General features: G+C 66.0%; 17 protein-coding genes. 3 read left to right on the top strand and 14 right to left on the bottom strand.

Features of this window, described 5'->3' with window-relative positions; genetic code table 11:
- Positions 1–105 precede the first annotated feature (105 nt).
- On the top strand, positions 106–1,857 hold the full coding sequence (locus PV768_RS08605) for an HNH endonuclease (RefSeq protein ID WP_421092799.1): 1,752 nt from the start codon (positions 106–108) through the stop codon (positions 1,855–1,857).
- 73 nt (positions 1,858–1,930) lie between these two features.
- Here the strand turns inward: PV768_RS08605 and PV768_RS08600 are convergent, their stop codons facing one another.
- The 12 genes from PV768_RS08600 to truB form a co-directional block, all read right to left on the bottom strand.
- Positions 1,931–2,443: a DUF1579 domain-containing protein gene (locus PV768_RS08600; RefSeq protein ID WP_323057605.1), complete on the bottom strand. Its 513-nt coding sequence runs from the start codon at positions 2,441–2,443 to the stop codon at positions 1,931–1,933.
- Between the two features lie 63 nt (positions 2,444–2,506).
- Positions 2,507–3,850: a M16 family metallopeptidase gene (locus PV768_RS08595; RefSeq protein WP_157238590.1), complete on the bottom strand. Its 1,344-nt coding sequence runs from the start codon at positions 3,848–3,850 to the stop codon at positions 2,507–2,509.
- 125 nt (positions 3,851–3,975) lie between these two features.
- Positions 3,976–6,234, bottom strand: coding sequence for a polyribonucleotide nucleotidyltransferase (locus PV768_RS08590; RefSeq protein WP_157242566.1), 2,259 nt, complete (start codon positions 6,232–6,234; stop codon positions 3,976–3,978).
- A gap of 243 nt (positions 6,235–6,477) precedes the next feature.
- Entirely contained in the window at positions 6,478–6,747 is a 270-nt protein-coding gene (gene rpsO, locus PV768_RS08585; RefSeq protein ID WP_321215859.1) for a 30S ribosomal protein S15, read from the bottom strand.
- A 181-nt stretch (positions 6,748–6,928) separates the two neighbouring features.
- Positions 6,929–8,188 carry a kynureninase gene (gene kynU / locus PV768_RS08580; protein ID WP_321215858.1) on the bottom strand — a complete coding sequence of 420 codons (1,260 nt, stop codon included), beginning with the start codon at positions 8,186–8,188 and terminating at the stop codon, positions 6,929–6,931.
- Positions 8,185–9,039, bottom strand: a complete 855-nt coding sequence (gene kynA / locus PV768_RS08575; RefSeq protein ID WP_321215857.1) for a tryptophan 2,3-dioxygenase — start codon at positions 9,037–9,039, stop codon at positions 8,185–8,187. Before kynA ends, kynU begins: the two co-directional genes overlap by 4 nt.
- 26 nt (positions 9,040–9,065) lie before the next feature.
- On the bottom strand, positions 9,066–10,049 hold the full coding sequence (locus PV768_RS08570; RefSeq protein ID WP_157238593.1) for a bifunctional riboflavin kinase/FAD synthetase: 984 nt from the start codon (positions 10,047–10,049) through the stop codon (positions 9,066–9,068).
- Positions 10,050–10,183: 134 nt separating this feature from the next.
- Positions 10,184–10,555 carry a helix-turn-helix transcriptional regulator gene (locus PV768_RS08565; RefSeq protein WP_421092798.1) on the bottom strand — a complete coding sequence of 124 codons (372 nt, stop codon included), beginning with the start codon at positions 10,553–10,555 and terminating at the stop codon, positions 10,184–10,186.
- Between the two features lie 21 nt (positions 10,556–10,576).
- Positions 10,577–11,608: a TerC family protein gene (locus PV768_RS08560; RefSeq protein ID WP_321215856.1), complete on the bottom strand. Its 1,032-nt coding sequence runs from the start codon at positions 11,606–11,608 to the stop codon at positions 10,577–10,579.
- Positions 11,609–11,843: 235 nt separating this feature from the next.
- Positions 11,844–12,311, bottom strand: coding sequence for a hypothetical protein (locus tag PV768_RS08555; RefSeq protein ID WP_321215855.1), 468 nt, complete (start codon positions 12,309–12,311; stop codon positions 11,844–11,846).
- Between the two features lie 19 nt (positions 12,312–12,330).
- Positions 12,331–12,684 carry a hypothetical protein gene (locus tag PV768_RS08550; RefSeq protein ID WP_321215854.1) on the bottom strand — a complete coding sequence of 118 codons (354 nt, stop codon included), beginning with the start codon at positions 12,682–12,684 and terminating at the stop codon, positions 12,331–12,333.
- A gap of 2 nt (positions 12,685–12,686) precedes the next feature.
- Positions 12,687–13,625: a tRNA pseudouridine(55) synthase TruB gene (truB, locus tag PV768_RS08545; RefSeq protein WP_421092797.1), complete on the bottom strand. Its 939-nt coding sequence runs from the start codon at positions 13,623–13,625 to the stop codon at positions 12,687–12,689.
- An 88-nt stretch (positions 13,626–13,713) separates the two neighbouring features.
- Between truB and PV768_RS08540 the strand changes: the two genes are divergently transcribed.
- The gene (locus PV768_RS08540) at positions 13,714–14,871 is read left to right on the top strand and encodes a pyridoxal phosphate-dependent aminotransferase (RefSeq protein WP_197432391.1); all 1,158 of its coding nucleotides are present in this window, start codon (positions 13,714–13,716) and stop codon (positions 14,869–14,871) included.
- Between the two features lie 14 nt (positions 14,872–14,885).
- Here PV768_RS08540 and trxA read toward each other — a convergent pair whose 3' ends face one another.
- Together trxA and PV768_RS08530 are read right to left on the bottom strand one after the other, a co-directional pair.
- Positions 14,886–15,323, bottom strand: coding sequence for a thioredoxin (gene trxA / locus PV768_RS08535; RefSeq protein WP_157238598.1), 438 nt, complete (start codon positions 15,321–15,323; stop codon positions 14,886–14,888).
- A 2-nt stretch (positions 15,324–15,325) separates the two neighbouring features.
- On the bottom strand, positions 15,326–15,811 hold the full coding sequence (locus PV768_RS08530; RefSeq protein WP_321215852.1) for a nucleoside deaminase: 486 nt from the start codon (positions 15,809–15,811) through the stop codon (positions 15,326–15,328).
- A gap of 180 nt (positions 15,812–15,991) precedes the next feature.
- Here PV768_RS08530 and PV768_RS08525 point away from each other — a divergent pair, with 180 nt between their 5' ends.
- A complete protein-coding gene (locus PV768_RS08525) occupies positions 15,992–17,125 on the top strand; it encodes a ScyD/ScyE family protein (RefSeq protein ID WP_321215851.1) in 1,134 nt (377 codons plus the stop codon).
- Positions 17,126–17,193: the final 68 nt, after the last annotated feature.

The raw sequence follows: 17,193 nt of genomic DNA, 5'->3' as shown, positions 1-17,193 counted from the left end.
GCTACGGCGTTGTTTCCTGCCGTCCATGCTGCGCACGTCCGCCCGTCAGCCGCTCCCAGACTTGGGCCCGGACAGAATGTCAGTGCCTCAATAGATGATGCTGATATGGGAAACGGCGCGGGCACGGCACCAGCGATGGAGGGCATTCAGGCCTCCACCTCCCGCCTGAATGCGCTGTTTCTCGAAGATTCCGCCCTGGAAGCCGGCGGTGGTGCCGCCGCCGGGGTTGATGTGCTCCAGCGCCGCTATGAGCTCCGCCTGGAGCGGATGGCCGTGGCGAAGCAACTCGAAGCGCAGATCGCCGCCGTAAAGGCCGGGGACGCGGCAGAGGCCGTCGGAATCCAGAACGCCATGACCCCGCCGGACGCGCCCGTGCACGAACGGACTTACGCCGAGATGTCGGCGGTTGAGGAAATCGCCGGGGTCCTGACCCTCAGCTCCCCCGCCGCCGGGGCCCTCGTCACCCAGGCCCGCCAACTCGCCACCCTGCCCTTGGCCATGGACGCACTGGCGGCCGGGACCATCACTTGGCAGCACGCGAAAATCCTCGTCGACGAAGCCGATGCCCTCGGCCCTACCGGCGCGGCCGCCCTCGTTGCGCACTTCCTCGACCCCGACGCACCTAAGCCCGCCCGCGGAGCCGCCGCCGGTGAACTCGTACCTAACCGGTTCCGCGCCAAGGTCCGCGGCTGGCGTGAACGCCACCACCCCGAGACCCTGGAGAAGCGCCACAGCAAATGTGCCGCGGACCGGCGGATGGAATACGCCCCGGACCGCGACGGCATGGCCTGGCTCTCGCTCTACCTGCCCGGCAGCACCGCATCCGCCATCTGGAACCGCACCACCGCCCTCGCCCGCGGACTCCAAGGCCCCAATGAGCCCCGGACGCTCACGCAACTGCGGCCAGACGTCGCCGCCCACCTGCTCCTCAGCGCAGGACCAGCCCTTAGCCACGCACAGGAAGGCACCCCAGGTAAAACCGGCACGGCGGAACACAGCACTGTAGAGGGCACCGACGCCCCTGTAGGGCTGGCTTTCCTTTCCGTCAATGACCAAGCAGATGCCGCAACCATCCGCACAGATGCCGCGGGACCAACTGTCGGGGAGGCCTCTGCCGGCGCTGCCACTGACGTCAACAGCGCGTGCGCCGATCTTGCCAACGTTCCGGTGCCCAAGGCGGACGTCCTGGTCACCGTCCCTGTGTTCTCACTCCTCGGCCTCACCGACGAACCCGCAAACCTGGACGGCTACGGGCCCATTCCCGCTTCCATGGCCCGCAAACTCGTCGCTGACGGCGCCGCCTCGTTCCATCGCGTCCTGGTGGACCCGCGGGACGGTGCGCCACTGGAAATCGGCCGTACCAGCTACCGCCTCACCAAAGCCATGAAACAAGCACTCCGCCTCCGCGACGGAAAATGCACCTTCCCCGGCTGCAACAACCGGACTTCGGACAACGAGGCAGACCACCTCCAGGCCTGGCACCACGGCGGAACCACCGGAATCAGCAACCTGGCCCAACTCTGCCCCAAACACCACCGCCTCAAACACAACAGCCGCTGGAAACCCACCCCCGGCACCAAAACCCAGCCACCCGGCTGGACCTCACCCACCGGCCGCCACTACAAGCCCGAACACCACGACTGGGAACCACCCCACTGGCCGCCTGGACTCCTTGCCGCTGAACCCCCGGGGTCCCAGCCGGCGGAACTTCCGCTTGAAGAGCCAGTGGGCGACAACTTTGTGGATCCCGAGGTCTTTTCGCAAGAGGATTCTGTATGGGTCGACTTCTACGCCATGCCCCCGAAACTGCCCGAGGACCCGCTCAAAGAGTGGGAGTGGGGCTTGGTGCACTGGTGACGTCGCTTTGAACCTGACTGAATCTGCCGCCATCTGGATGAGCCGTCATTTTGGTGTGCTTCGTCTGACCGCGTCAGCTCCGCTGGAACGACGACGTCATGAAGGGAACATAGGCCGGGCCGGTCCCGTCGTCCCCGCCGGACCCGTCCGTTGTGGTGCTTGTGGTCTTGCCGCCACGGGTTCGTAGCTCCGTGATGTGGGTGAGTACGTTGCCGTCGACGCGCAACGTATGGCGGGTCCACCCGGCACCGCCCCGGCGTTCCACCCTAAGGGCGCCGTCATGCCACGTGCAGCGGGCGGCGGCTGCAGGTGCCGGGCCCGCATTATCCACGTAGTACCAAAAAACATCCTGGTGATCCGGGTCGACAGTGAAGATCCCGTGGCCTTCGGAATGCGTCCCGTCCGGTTCCAGGTGGCGGTAGCTCTGGACGACGGCAGATCCGCCAGCCACCGGGGTGTAGGTCACCTCGGCGTCGACGGTCCGTTCGGGCCCCCAAGGACCGGCGGCGAACCGGGTACTCCCCCGCCAGCGGCCCAGGAAAGCGGCCAGAGCTCCCGGCGCACGGCTGGGAGGGGTCCGTTCCACTGTCCCCTCACCTCCAGAGCCAAGTCCTGCCGTTTGCGAGCTAAGTCCTGCCGTTCCGACGCGTCAGAGTCCGAACGTTTCCGTCTCCTCGAATGGTCCGACGACGGTCACAGTCCTGGGAGCGGCAGCGAGTTCGGCTGCCAATTCCTGGACCTGTTCGGTGGTGACAGCTTTGATCAGGCGCAGGGTTTCGTCAATGTCCTGGTACTCGCCGGACACTAGCTCGGCCCGGCCCAGCCGGGACATCCGCGAACCGGTGTCCTCCAGGGCCAACACGATCCCGCCGCCCAGCTGGCCTACCGCCTTGCGGAGTTCGTCCTCGGCGATGCCGTGCTCAGCCAGCTTGTCCAGCTCAACAGCGAGCAGGTCCAGCACCTGCCGTACCTTGGACGGCGTGCAGCCGGCGTACATGCCGAAGTAGCCGGCATCCGCGTAGGAGGACGCGAAGGAGTACGTGGAATACACCAGGCCGCGCTTCTCGCGGATCTCCTGGAACAGGCGTGAGGACATTCCCCCGCCCAGCACGGCATTGAGGACGCTCATGACGTAGCGCCTTTCGTCCGTGGCCACGATCGTGGGGCAACCCATGATGATGTTCGCTTGCTCCACGGCGCGCTTGACGACGTGGAGCCCTGCGGTCCCGGTGATGAGGGCACGTTCGGTGGACCGGCGTTCCACCGGCGCCGCATCGGACTCAAGTGACCAGCCGGCAGACTCAAGCGCATCCACCACAAGGCCGCAGACGACGTCGTGCTCCAGGCCGCCGGCTGCGGTAATCACCAGTTCGTCCGGCCGGTAATAGCGCTGGTAGTGCTCCCACACAGAATCACGGGCCACCGCCTTGATGGCATCCGGTGTGCCGCCAATGGGGCGTCCCAGGGGATGGCTGCCCAGGACGGCTGAGACAAAGTGTTCGTGGGCGACGTCCGTGGGGTCGTCGCTATCCATGGCGATTTCCTCAAGGATGACATCGCGTTCCTGCTCCATCTCGGCAGGATCGATGACGGCGCCTGTGATCATGTCTGCAATGACGTCGATGGCCATCGGCAGGTCGGAGTCCAGGACCCGTGCGAAGTAGCACGTGCTTTCCTTCGCCGTGGCCGCGTTCGACTCGCCGCCCACCTCGTCAAATGCAGAGGCGATCTCCAGCGCAGTCCGGCGCTTGGTTCCCTTGAACAGGAGGTGCTCGAGGAAATGCGTTGAGCCGTGCTGGCCCGGGGCCTCATCGCGGGAACCGACCCCCACCCAAAATCCGATGGTGGCCGACCGCTGCCCGGGCATCGCCTCGGTAAGTACCCGCACTCCGCCGGGCAGCACCGAACGCCGCACTTCGGAGCCGCCGTCGGCCCCGTGGACCAGGGTATCGCCGCGGTGGTTCTGCTCAAGCGGCAGGGGTACAACAGTCATTGAGGCCTTTCAAGAGGGGCAGCCGGGATCTGGCTGCCATCGTAACAGCGGCGGGGGGGGGGGGGGGGGGCCCCCCCCCCCCCCCCCGCCTCTTCATGCTGCGGGCGAGCCCGCTGTGCGGTGTGCTAGACCTCTGCGCCTTCAGCGGGCTCCGTGGCGTGAACGCGCTCGGTCTCCCCGGCGCCTTCCTCTTCAGCCACTACCGGAGACAGCGACAGCTTTCCGCGGTCATCGATCTTGGTGATTTCCACCTGGACCTTCTGGCCCACCGAGACAACGTCTTCGACGTTGTCCACGCGCTTGCCGCCTGCGATCTTGCGCAGCTCGGAGATGTGCAGGAGGCCGTCCTTGCCCGGGGTCAGCGAAACGAAGGCACCGAAGGTGGTGGTCTTGACGACCGTACCCAGGTAGCGCTCGCCGATTTCCGGGACCTGCGGGTTGGCAATGGCGTTGATGGCGGAACGCGCTGCTTCTGCAGACGGGCCGTTGGTGGCGCCAATGTAGACCGTGCCGTCGTCCTCGATGGAGATGTCGGCGCCGGTGTCTTCCTGGATCTGGTTGATCATCTTGCCCTTGGGGCCGATGACCTCGCCGATCTTGTCCACGGGGATCTTCACGGCGATGACGCGCGGTGCGAACTCGGAGAGCTCGTCCGGGGTGTCGATGGCCGAGTTGATGACCTCGAGGATGTGCAGGCGTGCCTCGCGGGCCTGCTTCAGGGCTGCTGCCAGCACGGAAGCGGGGATGCCGTCGAGCTTGGTGTCAAGCTGGATGGCGGTAACGAACTCGGAGGTACCGGCAACCTTGAAGTCCATGTCGCCGAAGGCATCTTCGGCACCAAGGATGTCGGTCAGCGCAGCGTAGCGGGTCTGGCCGTCCACCTGGTCGGAGACCAGGCCCATGGCGATGCCGGCGACGGCGGCCTTCAGGGGCACACCTGCGTTCAGCATCGAGAGGGTGGAGGCGCAAACGGAGCCCATCGACGTCGAACCGTTGGAACCGAGGGCTTCGGATACCTGGCGGATGGCGTACGGGAACTCCTCGCGGGACGGCAGGACCGGCACGAGCGCGCGCTCAGCCAGGGCACCGTGGCCGATTTCGCGGCGCTTCGGCGAACCGACGCGGCCGGTCTCGCCGGTGGAGTACGGCGGGAAGTTGTAGTTGTGCATGTAGCGCTTGGTCTTCACCGGAGACAGCGAGTCGATCTGCTGTTCCATCTTCAGCATGTTCAGCGTGGTGACGCCCATGATCTGGGTTTCACCACGTTCGAAGATGGCCGAACCGTGAACGCGCGGCAGGACCTCGACCTCGGCGGTGAGCTGGCGGATGTCCGTGAGGCCACGCCCGTCAATGCGGATCTGGTCCTTCAGGATGCGCTGGCGCACAACGTGCTTGGTGACCGAGCGGAACGCTGCGGACAGCTCCTTCTCGCGGCCTTCGAACTGGCCGGCGAGGGAGGCGGTGACCTCGTCCTTCAGGGCGTCCGAAGCGTTGTCGCGCTCCTGCTTGTCCGCGATCTGGAAGACAGCGGCGAGCTTCTCAGCGGCAGCGGCCTCGACGGCGGCGTAAACATCGTCCTCGTAGTCCAGGAAGACCGGGAATTCAACGGTCGGCTTGGCAGCGCGGGCGGCGAGGTCGGCCTGGGCTTCGCACAGTGCCTTGATGAACGGCTTGGCAGCCTCGAGGCCCTCGGAGACAACCTCTTCGGTGGGGGCGGTGGCGCCCTGTTCCTTGATGAGGTTCCATGAATTGTCGGTGGCTTCGGCTTCGACCATCATGATGGCGACGTCGTCACCGGCAATGCGGCCGGCAACCACCATGTTGAAGACGGAGTGCTCCAGCTGGGAGTGCTTGGGGAAAGCCACCCACTGTGACCCGTTTTCGTCAGCAACCAGGGCAACGCGGACGCCGCCGATGGGGCCGGAGAACGGCAGGCCGGACAGCTGCGTGGACATGGAGGAGGCATTGATGGCCACCACGTCGTAGAGCTCGTCCGGGTTGATCGCCAGGACGGTGACCACGATCTGGACCTCGTTCCGCAGGCCCTTGATGAAGGCGGGGCGCAGCGGACGGTCCATCAGGCGGCAGGCCAGGATGGCTTCGGTGGACGGGCGTCCTTCACGGCGGAAGAACGAGCCCGGGATGCGGCCGGCAGCGTACATGCGCTCTTCGACGTCGACCGTCAGCGGGAAGAAGTCAAAGCCTTCACGCGGGTGCTTGCCTGCAGTGGTGGCGGACAGCAGTGCGGTGTCATCGTCGATGTACACCATGGCTGCGCCGGCTGCCTGCTTGGCAAGGCGGCCGGTTTCAAAGCGGATTACGCGCTTGCCGAAACGGCCATTGTCAATGACTGCTTCCGAGAACTGGATTTCGGGACCCTCCAAGAGAGTCACCTCCGTTTCTGTTTTACGGAAGTCCAGCCGCATCAACCCAGCCAGCATCTGTCTACTGGCCCTGCACCCGGTCATCGATCGAGACCCACGGGCCGCCGGCTTCAGTCAACGAAGCCGTTCCCGGGGATCACTACCGAGGACCGCGAATGCGTGATGCGGTTGATCCTCCTGTTTAGTTTTTCTTTTGAAGAAGGCGGCCCGTTCCATGCTGGAATGGGCCGCCCCTAAGTCCGACTAGCGGCGCAGGCCGAGGCGCTCGATGAGCGAACGGTAGCGGGCGATGTCAGTCTTCTTGAGGTAGCCCAGCATGCGCTTGCGACGACCAACCATGGCCAGCAGACCGCGCTGGGTGTGGTAATCGTGCTTGTGCTCCTTCATGTGCTCAGTCAGATCCTTGATCCGCTGGGTCAGGACGGCAACCTGGACCTCCGGCGAACCGGTGTCGCCTTCGCCGGTTGCGTATTCCTTGATGATGGACTGCTTTACAGCGGCGTCAAGTGCCACAATAACTCCTAGGGATGTGCCGTGAGGGCCCAGGTCAGTAACTCACTGCCGGGTCTGCCGCCGCAGCCGTTGCCGGAAAACCGGGGCGGGCCGTACGCAACAGGAACCAGCCGCCACGGACTGCAGCTGGATCCATCGTCCAGTTTACCGGCCACTGCCTAATGTTGTCGAAACAGCCCCGTTATCCCTGCAGGCAGTCCCGCATCGCCTCCATGCCCCGCAGAACCTCCCGGTAGCTGGTGCTCAGCGGCGAAAGGCCCACGCGGATACCGCGCGGAGCGCGGAAGTCCGGGATCACGTCCCGGTCCCACAGCGCCTGCACTGTCGCCTTGGTGAAATCCGGATGGTCGATGGTGATGTGGCTGCCGCGCTCTGCCGGATTCCGCGGTGAGGCAAGTTCAGCGCCCAGCGGCGCGAGCCAGGCATCAAAGACCTCGACGGCGAAGGCCGTGAGCTTCTCCGACTTGGCCCGGATGGCGGCCATGGACGCTTCTTCAATGACATCGAGGGTGCCCTGCATGGCCAGCATCCCGAAAATCGCCGGCGTTCCGCTGAGGAACCCGCGGATTCCGGCTGCCGGCTCATAGCCGGCAGCCATTTCGAACGCGTCCTTGCGCCCCATCCATCCCCAGATCGGCTGGTTGAGCGACGCCAGGTGGCGCTGGTTCACGTACGCGAAGGCCGGCGACCCCGGTCCGCCGTTGAGGTATTTGTAGGTGCAGCCGGCGGCGAAGTCGGCGCCGGCACTGTCCAGGGCGATCTCCACTGACCCCGCGGAGTGGCACAGGTCCCACACAACCAGCGCGCCGGCGTCGTGCACTGCGGCCGTGATGGCGGGGAGGTCCGCCAGGTGGCCCGAGCGGTAGGCGATCTGGCTCAGGAGTACGACGGCGGTACGCGGCCCGGTTGCCTGGCGCACCTGTTCGACGGTCACCCCGGCGGCCGGATCCGCCTGGATCCAGCGCAGGGTAAGTCCCTCCTCCAGTGCAATGCCCTCGACGAGGTACCGGTCCGTGGGGAAGTTTTCGGTGTCAAGGACCAGCTCGTTGCGGTCCGGATCGGCAACCGCTGCGAGGGCGGCACGGATCAGCTTGTAGAGCACCACGGTGGTGGAGTCGGCGATGGTGGTCTGGCCCGGCGCGGCGCCGAGGACTGCCCGTCCGAGCTGGTCGCCGATGGACTGCGGCAGGCCCAGCCACTGCTCGTCCCAGCCGCGGATCAGCCGCCCTCCCCAGTCGTCGCGGATGAAGGTTGCGATGTCCTCCGCGGTCCGCTTCAGCGGCCGGCCCAGTGAGTTTCCATCGAGGTAGGACACGGCCGTGTCGGTGCCGATGAAGTGCTCGCGGTAGTGCCCCAGCGGATCCTCCCGGTCGAGTTCCGCGGCCCGTTGCTGCAACTGCTCCGCAGCCGGCGCAGCTGCATTCTCCTGGTGGATGCTCATTGTCCGATCTCCGTCCTGACAGCGAAAAGTTCCGGGAAGAAGGTCAGTTCGAGGGCCTTCTGGAGGAACGCAGCACCGCTGGATCCCCCGGTCCCGGATTTCATGCCGATGGTCCTTTGAACGGTCCGCAGGTGCCGGAAGCGCCACAGCTGGAAGTTGTCTTCCAGGTCCACCAGTTCCTCGCAGGCCTCGTAAGCCCCCCAGTTGCCCGCCGCGTTCTCGTAGATGTGCTTGAACAGCGGCACCAGTTCCGGGGTGTACTCGTGCGCTTTGGTGACGTCCCGTTGCAGGACGGACGCCGGCACATCAAAACCCTGCCGGGAGAGGTAGGCGAGGAATTCGTCGTAGATGCTGGGAGCGGCCAGCAGTTCCTCAAGCATGGCGTGCGCCTCGGGGTCCGACTCGAACACCGGGAGCATCTTGTGGTTCTTGTTGCCCAGCACGAACTCCACTGCGCGGTACTGGCTCGACTGGAAGCCGGAGGAATTGCCGAGGAAGCCGCGGAATTGGGAGTACTCGGTGGGGGTCAGGGTGGCCAGGACGGACCACTGCTCGGTGAGGGTTTTCTGGATGTGCTTCACCCGGGCAATGCCTTTGAGCGCCGACCCCAGGTCGTCTGCCCGGAGCCAGGCGGCGGCGCTGCGCAGTTCATGGAGCACCAGTTTCAGCCACAGTTCCGTGGTCTGGTGCTGGATGATGAAGAGAAGTTCATCGTGGTGTTCGGGCTTGCTGACCGGCTGCTGCGCGCTCAGGAGGGTTGGCAGCTGCAGGTAGGACGCGTAGCTCATCCGCGAGCTGAAGTCGCGGACAATCCCCTTGTCCAGCTTCCGGGTGTTCTTCTCGACGGACACGGGTACTGCCTTTCGTTGGTGGCGGCCTAGCGCCTGGCCAGCAGCCCGTGTGCCTGGATGACGTCCAGGCGCATCTGCTCCACGAGTGCCTCCGGCCCACGGTAAGCCACCATGCCCCGGAGCCGGGCAACAAATTCCACAACTACTGTCTGGCCGTAGAGATCGAAGTCCTCCACGTCCTCCTTCGGCCGGTCGATCACGTGGGCCTCCACCTGGCGGCTGACGCCGTCGAACGTGGGGTTCGACCCTACGGAAATGGCCGCGGGCCACCGGGTACCCGCCTGGTCCACCAGCCAGCCGGCGTAGATGCCGTCGGCTGGGATCAGGCCGCTGGCGTTGCTGGCGAGGTTGGCGGTGGGAAAGCCAAGTGCGCGGCCGCGTGCGGCGCCGTGAACAACCTCGCCGCGCATCCGGTGCGGACGCCCCAGGACAGCGGACGCCGTGGCAACGTCGCCTTCCTGCAGGGCCTCCCGCACCCAGGTGGAGGAGCAGCGGCGGTCCGTGCCGTCGTCGTCATGCAGGGGGTAGCCCTCAGAGCCGAACTCGCTGATCACCTGCACCTCAAACCCGAACTTCTGGCCGAGGGCCTTCATGGTGTCCAGGTCCCCCGAATTGTTGCGTCCGAAGCGTACGTCGTGGCCGATGACCACATGGCCGGCGTGCAGGCAGTCCACCAGGTACTGCTCCACGAACTCTTCAGGGGTGAGGCTGGCCAGGTCCAGCGAATACTTCATGACCAGGATGGCGTCCAGGCCCAGCTCCCCCAGCGCCTCGAGCTTGTCCTGCAGGCCCATGATCAGCTCGGGCGCGGACTCGGGACGGTGGACCAGGGCCGGGTGTGGATCGAAGGTGACCACAACAGCTTTGGACCTTGTGATCCGGGCCGTGCGGACCAGTTCGGAGAGCACCTGCTGGTGTCCCCGGTGCACTCCGTCAAAGTTTCCGATGGTGACAACAGATGGGCCGAAGTCCGCCGGGACCTCGGACGGATCGTTCCAGATGTAGACCATCACCCTCGCCTTAAACGCTTGCAAGTATCAATGTTCGGGCCGGTACCGGCCGCGGAACTCTCTAAGATTACCTGCATTCGCCTGGCCAACTTTGCCAAGCCGGGCGGGTGCCGGGAAAGCAGCGGGTTTGGCTGTTACGGTTCCGCCGGTGCCGCCGGAGCATCGCCCGGCGCAGCCGCTGTGAACAGGCTGATCAAGCCGTCCACTTCCTGCGCGGCAGTGGCGGGATGCCGGAAGTGCTGGTGGGGCCGGATGGTGTAGTGGGTCCTGCGCCCCACCCTTGTCCGCAGCAGATAGCCCGCACTTTCAAGGTCCTTGAGGATCTGCAGGGCGGCCCGGGTGGTGATGCCCACCCGCTCAGCGATGTCTGCAACCAGGATGTCCGGCTCCTGTGCCACGGACAGCAGGACATGCCCGTGGTTGGTGAGGAAGGTCCAGGCAGGCCGGGCAGGCCCGCCTGGACCCGGAGCCTCCTGACCGCTGTCGGCGGAACGTTCAGCTGTCATGGATGCTCCATCGTTTGGGGGTCACAGGTGGCTGGACCTGTTGGGCTGCCTGCGGCGCCACAGCGGTTCCAGGGCTTCCAGGTCCTCGGGGGCGGCGGATCCAAACGGTGCGCGCTCCGGTGCGGGCAGCGGCCGGCGCTCCTGGCCCCGTGTTGCCCACAGGCTGGCCCCTATCGACACGGAGAGGATCGCGGCAATAACTGCCAGGGACACCGGAGTGGGGATGTAGTAGATATCGATCTTCAGGAACATCTTGATGCCCACCCAGATCAGGACGAGGGCCAGGCCGGTCTTCAGGTAGATGAACCGGTGGATAAGGTCCGCCAGGAGGAAGTACATGGCGCGAAGGCCCAGGATGGCGAAGGCATTCGCGGTGAACACCAGGAACACGTCATCCGTGACGGCGAAGATGGCAGGAATCGAATCGACGGCGAAGATGATGTCAGTCGCCTCAACGAGGACCAGGACCGCGAGCAGCGGAGTGGCCAGGAGCACGCCGCCGCGCCGGATCAGGAACCTCTGCCCGTGGAAGTCGTCCGTCATGGGCACGTGCCGTCGGAAGAAGTTCAACGCCCGGGACTTCTCCGGATCCACGTGGTCGTTACGGTGCCGGATCATCCGGTAGCCGGTGATGAGCAGGAACGCGGCGAACAGGTAGAGCACCCACCCGGCGCTGGCGATGATGGCGGCGCCGGCCGCAATGAAGACGCCTCGGAACACCAGGGCACCGAGGACACCGAAGAACAGGACGCGGTGCTGGTACTCCCGCGGTACGGCGAAGTACGTGAAGATGATTGCCCAAATAAACACGTTGTCCACGGCGAGGGACTTTTCAATCAGGTAGCCGGCAAAGTACTGCTGGCCAAACTCCGCACCGTACAGCTGCCACACCAGGACACCGAAACCAACGCCAAAGGCCACCCAGACGGCGGACCACAGCGCCGCCTCCCGCACGCCGATCACGTGCGCCTTGCGGTGGGCAAAGAGGTCCAAGGCAAGCATCAGGACGATAAAGAGCAGGACAGCCAGCCAGCCCCACAGGGGAACATACATGAAGGAACCCACTTCCAGTCAGATAAACCAACCGGAGGTCTTTCCCGGCTCCCGCGGGAGCCTGCTTCACCGGGCCGCTCAGGGGCGGCCGGACTGACGACGAAGCATTCGGGGATACTCCCCTCCATACGAAATAGTGAAGCAGACTTCATGTGTCCGGACAAGGGTTCTTGACGAGGTTTCCGGACGAAGTTTCAGGCGCCTTTCGCGGCCGCGGCCTGGTGGAAAGCGTGCCTCAGGCAGCGGCCCGTGCACCCGGGCGCCGCCGGTACAGCCATACCAGGCCCAGGACGGGCAGCAGCAACGGAATGAAGGCGTAGCCCCGGCCGAACAGCGACCAGACCGTCTCGTGCGGGAACTGGACGGGGTCGAAGAGGCTCAGGGCGCCCACCACCAGCACGCCCACCAGTTCAACCAGCACCGCGGCAACCGAAACCTTGAACCAGGTGGTGCCGGCTTTGGCCAGCGACACGGTGGCCACCACGTACACGAGGGCCGCGAAGGCGGACAGCAGGTAAGCGAGCGGAGCCTCTGAGAACTTGGTGAGGATCTGGTAGCCGGCACGGGCGGACGCCGAGATGGCAAAGACGGCGTACACGGCGATGAGCAGCCGCCCCGGGCCGGTATTGCGGCTGTTGACGCCGGCTTGGCTGTTGCCCGGGGTGTGCCCTCCGGCGGCGCTTGTTGCCTGCTGGTCTTTCACGTTGTGTGCTTCTTCCACTTCAGTACCAGATCTGGTTCATGCGGGCCGCCATCACCAGTGCGGTGACGCCGACGGCGGCCAGGACAAAGTTACTCCATCTGGTCCGCTCCAGGATGGACCAGTAGACGGCAGCCGGCGGCAGGAGCATGGCCGTGACCAGGTACCCCCAGAATTCCCATGCCTCGCCGGCGATGGGTTCGCCGGCGATGACCCGGATGATCGAGCCCACCAGGTAGACCAGGAGGGAGACCTCCACCGCCGCCACAGACAGGATAGTGACGTCGTTCGGCGCCTTCTTGAGGATTCCTGCCGTGAGGCACACGCCCGTGGACAGGAGCCCGACCACCAGGATGATGTAGAAATAGGCGTCCACGCTCAGCCTTCACCGGGGGTGCGGGTTGCGGAGCTGCCGTTGCCCGGGGCAAACACCAGCACGGGCTTGGCGAAGCTGCCGGCATCGGCAAGCAGTGCCACCAGGCTCCCGTCCGGTGCGAAGGCGGCGGCCGGGTGGTCGGCGGTGGCCGCCGCGGGACTGCCCGGGGCGGCGCCGGCAGCGATCCTCCGGCCGAAGGAGATCTCGGTGGCTTCCTCCGCGGTCAGCTCACGGTTGGGCATCAGTGCCCGGGCAGCCTGCGACATTTCCAGGACGTTGAGTTCCTCGGCGAGCTGCTCGAGCGTGCGCGCCTGCTCCAGGGAGTACGGGCCCACGTGGGTCCTGCGGAGCGCGGTCAGGTGCCCGCCCACTCCCAGCGCCTTGCCCAGGTCACGGGCGAGGGCGCGGATATAGGTTCCGGAGGAGCACTCCACGGTGACGTCCAGGTCCATGACGTCCGCTTCCGGGTCCCGCCGGATGCCGTGCACCTCGAAGCGGTGGATGGTGACGGGGCGGGCGGCAAGCTTCACATCCTCACCCGAACGCACCCGGGCGTAGGCGCGTTCACCGTTGACCTTGATGGCGCTGACACTGCTGGGCACCTGCTGGATGTCACCTGTGAGCGCGGCGACGCCGTCGTGGATTGCCTGCTCACTGACCCCCGAAGTGCCTGCCGTGGCAGTAACTTCGCCTTCGGCGTCGTCCGTGACGGTGGTCTGGCCCAGCCGGATGGTGGCGGTGTAGGTCTTGGAGGTGCCCACGATGTAGGTGAGCAGCCGGGTGGCCTTGTTGATGCCCACCACCAGGACGCCCGTGGCCATGGGATCGAGGGTTCCGGCGTGCCCTACTTTCCGGGTACCTGCGAGGCGCCGCATCCGGCCAACCACGTCATGGCTGGTCCATCCCTGCGGCTTGTCCACTATCACCAGTCCAGAAAGCACGCCTCCCAGTATATCGGCGCTGGTTGATGCCCCGGCGCACGCCCTGCAGCAACCTGCAGCGCCCTGCAGCGGCACTAGGATGGCAGGCATGCCTGAGCTTGCCGCCCATGTCCGCGACGTGCCCGTCAACCAGATCCGCGAGATCACCGAAGCCGCGTGGCGGACTCCCGGCGCCCTGGTGCTCAGCATCGGCGAACCCGGCTTTCCGCTCCCCCGGCACGTCCTGGATGCAGGCATGGCGTGCCTGGACAGGGACGAGACCAACTACACCCCTAACGCGGGCATCCCGGGGCTGCGCGAGGCGTTCGCGGCCCGGTTCCGGGAGCAGCAGGGCTGCGACATTGCCGCGGACCGGGTGTATGTGGTGGACGGGGCGCAGCAGGGCCTGCACTTTGCCATGAGCCTGCTGCTCTCCCCCGGTGACGAAATCCTGGTCCCCAACCCTGGCTATCCCACGTTTGCCATGACCAGCCGCCTGCTGAACGCTGTTCCGGTGGGTTATCCGTTGTACCCGGACCACGGCTTCCAGCCCAGGCCCGGCGATATCGAGGCGCTGGTGACCGGCCGGACACGGGTGCTGGTCCTGAACTCTCCTTCCAACCCGCTCGGCGCCGTGCTGGCTGAGGACCTCACCCGCGACCTGATGGACCTGGCCCGCCGGCACGATCTGTGGGTCATCTCTGATGAATGCTACGAGGCGTTCACCTACGATGTGCCGCACATCAGCCCTGCCAGGTTCGACGGCGATACGCCGGAAGATGCCCGGGTCTTCACTTCGCTGACCCTGTCCAAGACGTACGGGCTCACCGGGCTGCGGATCGGGGCGCTGATTTGCCCGCCCGGGATCAAGCAGGAGATGGACAACGTGATGGAGTCGATCGTCTCCTGCGTCGCGTCACCGTCCCAGTACGCCGCGCTCGCCGCCCTGACCGGACCGCAGGACTACGTCCAGCACGCGCACCGGCACTATCGGGCAAACCGGGACGCCGCATCCGCCGTCCTCGATGCCAAGGGAATCCCCTACCTGAAGGCGCAGGGAGCCTTCTATTTGTGGGCGGATGTTTCCCACGCCAGCGGCGGGGACGTCCGCAGCTGGGTGCGCCGCTTCCTTGCGGATTCCGGCGTTGCCGTGGCGCCGGGGACTGCATTCGGTTCCATCGGCGAGGGCTGGGTCCGGGTTGCGCTGTGCGGAAAGCAGGATGACCTCGTAGAGGGCCTGAACCGGCTGCCCGGCCGTCACGGCTGAAGGGGCCGGTCCGGCTAGCTCCGGCTTCCGGACAGGGCCCGGTCCAGCCACGTCCGCAAAGCCTCCGCGGGAGCAGCCCCGGCCTGGCGCGCTGCCACCTTGCCGTCCACCAGGACCATCAGCGTGGGAATGGCCTGCACGTCGAACCTCCGGGACAGGCCCGGCGACTTGTCGACGTCCACCTTGACGAGCTTGATCCGGCCCGGCCGTTCCCTGGCCAGCTTGTCCAGCACGGGGCTGACCATCCGGCAGGGACCGCACCAGGCCGCCCAGAAGTCCACCAGCACCGGAACCGGCGATTGCTCGGCGACGGCGGAAAAGTCCGCGTCCCCCGCGTCCACAATCCAGGGCAGGTCAGCTTTGCAGTTGCCGCACCGCGGCCGGCCGGCCGCCTGCGCCGGGACCCGGTTGGTCTTGCCGCAGGCCGGGCAGGCAGTGAGCGCAGCTTCCATTCCTAATACTCCTTTTTGTCTTCAAACGCGCCCCACGCCTGGAACGGCGCGTCCGACGACGGGATGTCGCTTCGGGTGACGGGCAACAGTTCCGGCCGGGTCCCGTCGAAGTACTCGTAGAAGACGGCGTCGTCGAAACCGGCCGCGGCCGCGCCATGGCGGTCTGCGGCGAAATGGACGCGGTCGATCCGGGCCCAGAGCGCGGAGGCAAGGCAGAGCGGGCACGGTTCGCAGCTTGCATAGAGGACCGCTCCCTGCAGGTCATAGTTGGCTATCGCCGTTGCTGCCGCCCGAATGGCCACCACTTCGGCGTGGGCGGTGGGATCGTTGTCGCGGGTGACGCGATTAACGCCTTCGTGCACCCGCCCGTCCGCCGTCACAACAATCGCTCCGAACGGTCCGCCTCCTTCGCCGACGTTCCTGGTGGCCAGTTCCACGGCCTGCTCCAAGTACCTTGCGGTGTGGTCAGTGTCATTCGGCTCGGTCATAGCTTGATCCTAGCCAAGGGGTTGGCGTTAGGGGACGAAATAGGGGGCGGAATAGGGGGAAATCGCGGCGACAAACCGGCGGTCGGGGGCATACTCTGGCGGCCAGGGGTCCCTGAATCATTTCCTCCCGTGAGGCTTCATATCCCGGCCCACTTTTGGGCGCCAACCCCGGAGTACCCAATGACGAGAAGGCTAACCATCATCGCCTGCGTGGCGGCTGCAGCCGTCATCGCACCGGCAGCTCCGTCCTGGGCCCGCGACGAAGCCCAGGACCAGGACGTCCTGGCCGACGGCCTCGTTTCGCCCCTGCATCTGGCCGTGGGAACAAACAAGTCGGTCTACGTCACCCAGGACTTCGCGGGGACGCTGAGCCGCGTGGACCGTGACAGGACTGTCGATGCCGTTTACCAGGCTCCGGAAGGCTGGGGCGTGGCCGGGGTGGAAACACGTGGCGCCACGGCCTTCTTCCTTGAAGCCAAGGGGGCGGGCCAAGGTGTGCCGGCGGCGTTGGGCGGGTACCTGAAATCGATCCGCCCCGGAGGCGAGGCCGATACGATAGCGGACCTCGCTGAATACGAGCGGACCATCAACCCGGACGCCGGCCAGCATTACGGTTTCGCCTCCGGCACAAGCGGCCAGTGCCTTGAGGAAGCCGCAGGCATCCCGGATGCCCCGCCGCCCCAGTACACAGGCGCCCTGGACTCAAATCCGTACGCCACCTACGTGCAGGCCAACACGGCGTACGTGGCAGATGCCGGAGCGAACGCAATCCTCAAGGTCAACATCAGCTCCGGCGACATCACCACACTGGCGGTCCTGCCGCCGCGGCCCGCAGTGCTCACGGCGGAAGCTGCGGCCACGCTGGGGGCGCCTGGCTGCGCAGGGTTCGAGTATGCATTCGAGCCTGTTCCCACGGATGTGGAAATGGGTCCGGACGGCTGGCTGTACGTGTCGTCCCTGCCCGGCGGCCCGGAGGTCCCCTCGCTTGGTGACCGCGGCGCGATCTTCAAGGTCAATCCCTGGACCGGCCAGACGAAGCTCTGGGTCGACTACATCCTCAGCCCCACGGGCCTGGCAGTGGCGAATAACGGCGACGTGTACGTTGCATCGCTTTTCGGCAACCAGGTCCTGAGGTTCATCGCATCGAAGGGACACCGTACCGAGTTCCTCGCAGTCGAATCACCGGCGGACGTCGAGATCCGCGGGGGCACGCTGTACGCCACGGTGAACGCATTGGCGGGACCCCCGCACGGTCCCGGCGGGGCGCCCGCAGGGCCGCCGGCCGGGAAGGTCATCGAGGCCGACCTCCGCTAGCGGGCGATAGAGATCTTCTGGGAAGCAGAAGGCCCGGACCACACATAGCGGTCCGGGCCTTCTGCTGC

This window comes from Pseudarthrobacter sp. CC4 (genome assembly GCF_048957775.1).
Classification (GTDB): Bacteria; Actinomycetota; Actinomycetes; order Actinomycetales; family Micrococcaceae; genus Arthrobacter.
The sequence above is the reverse complement of the archived record's forward strand: the minus strand, read 5'-3'. Positions and strand labels throughout refer to the sequence as shown.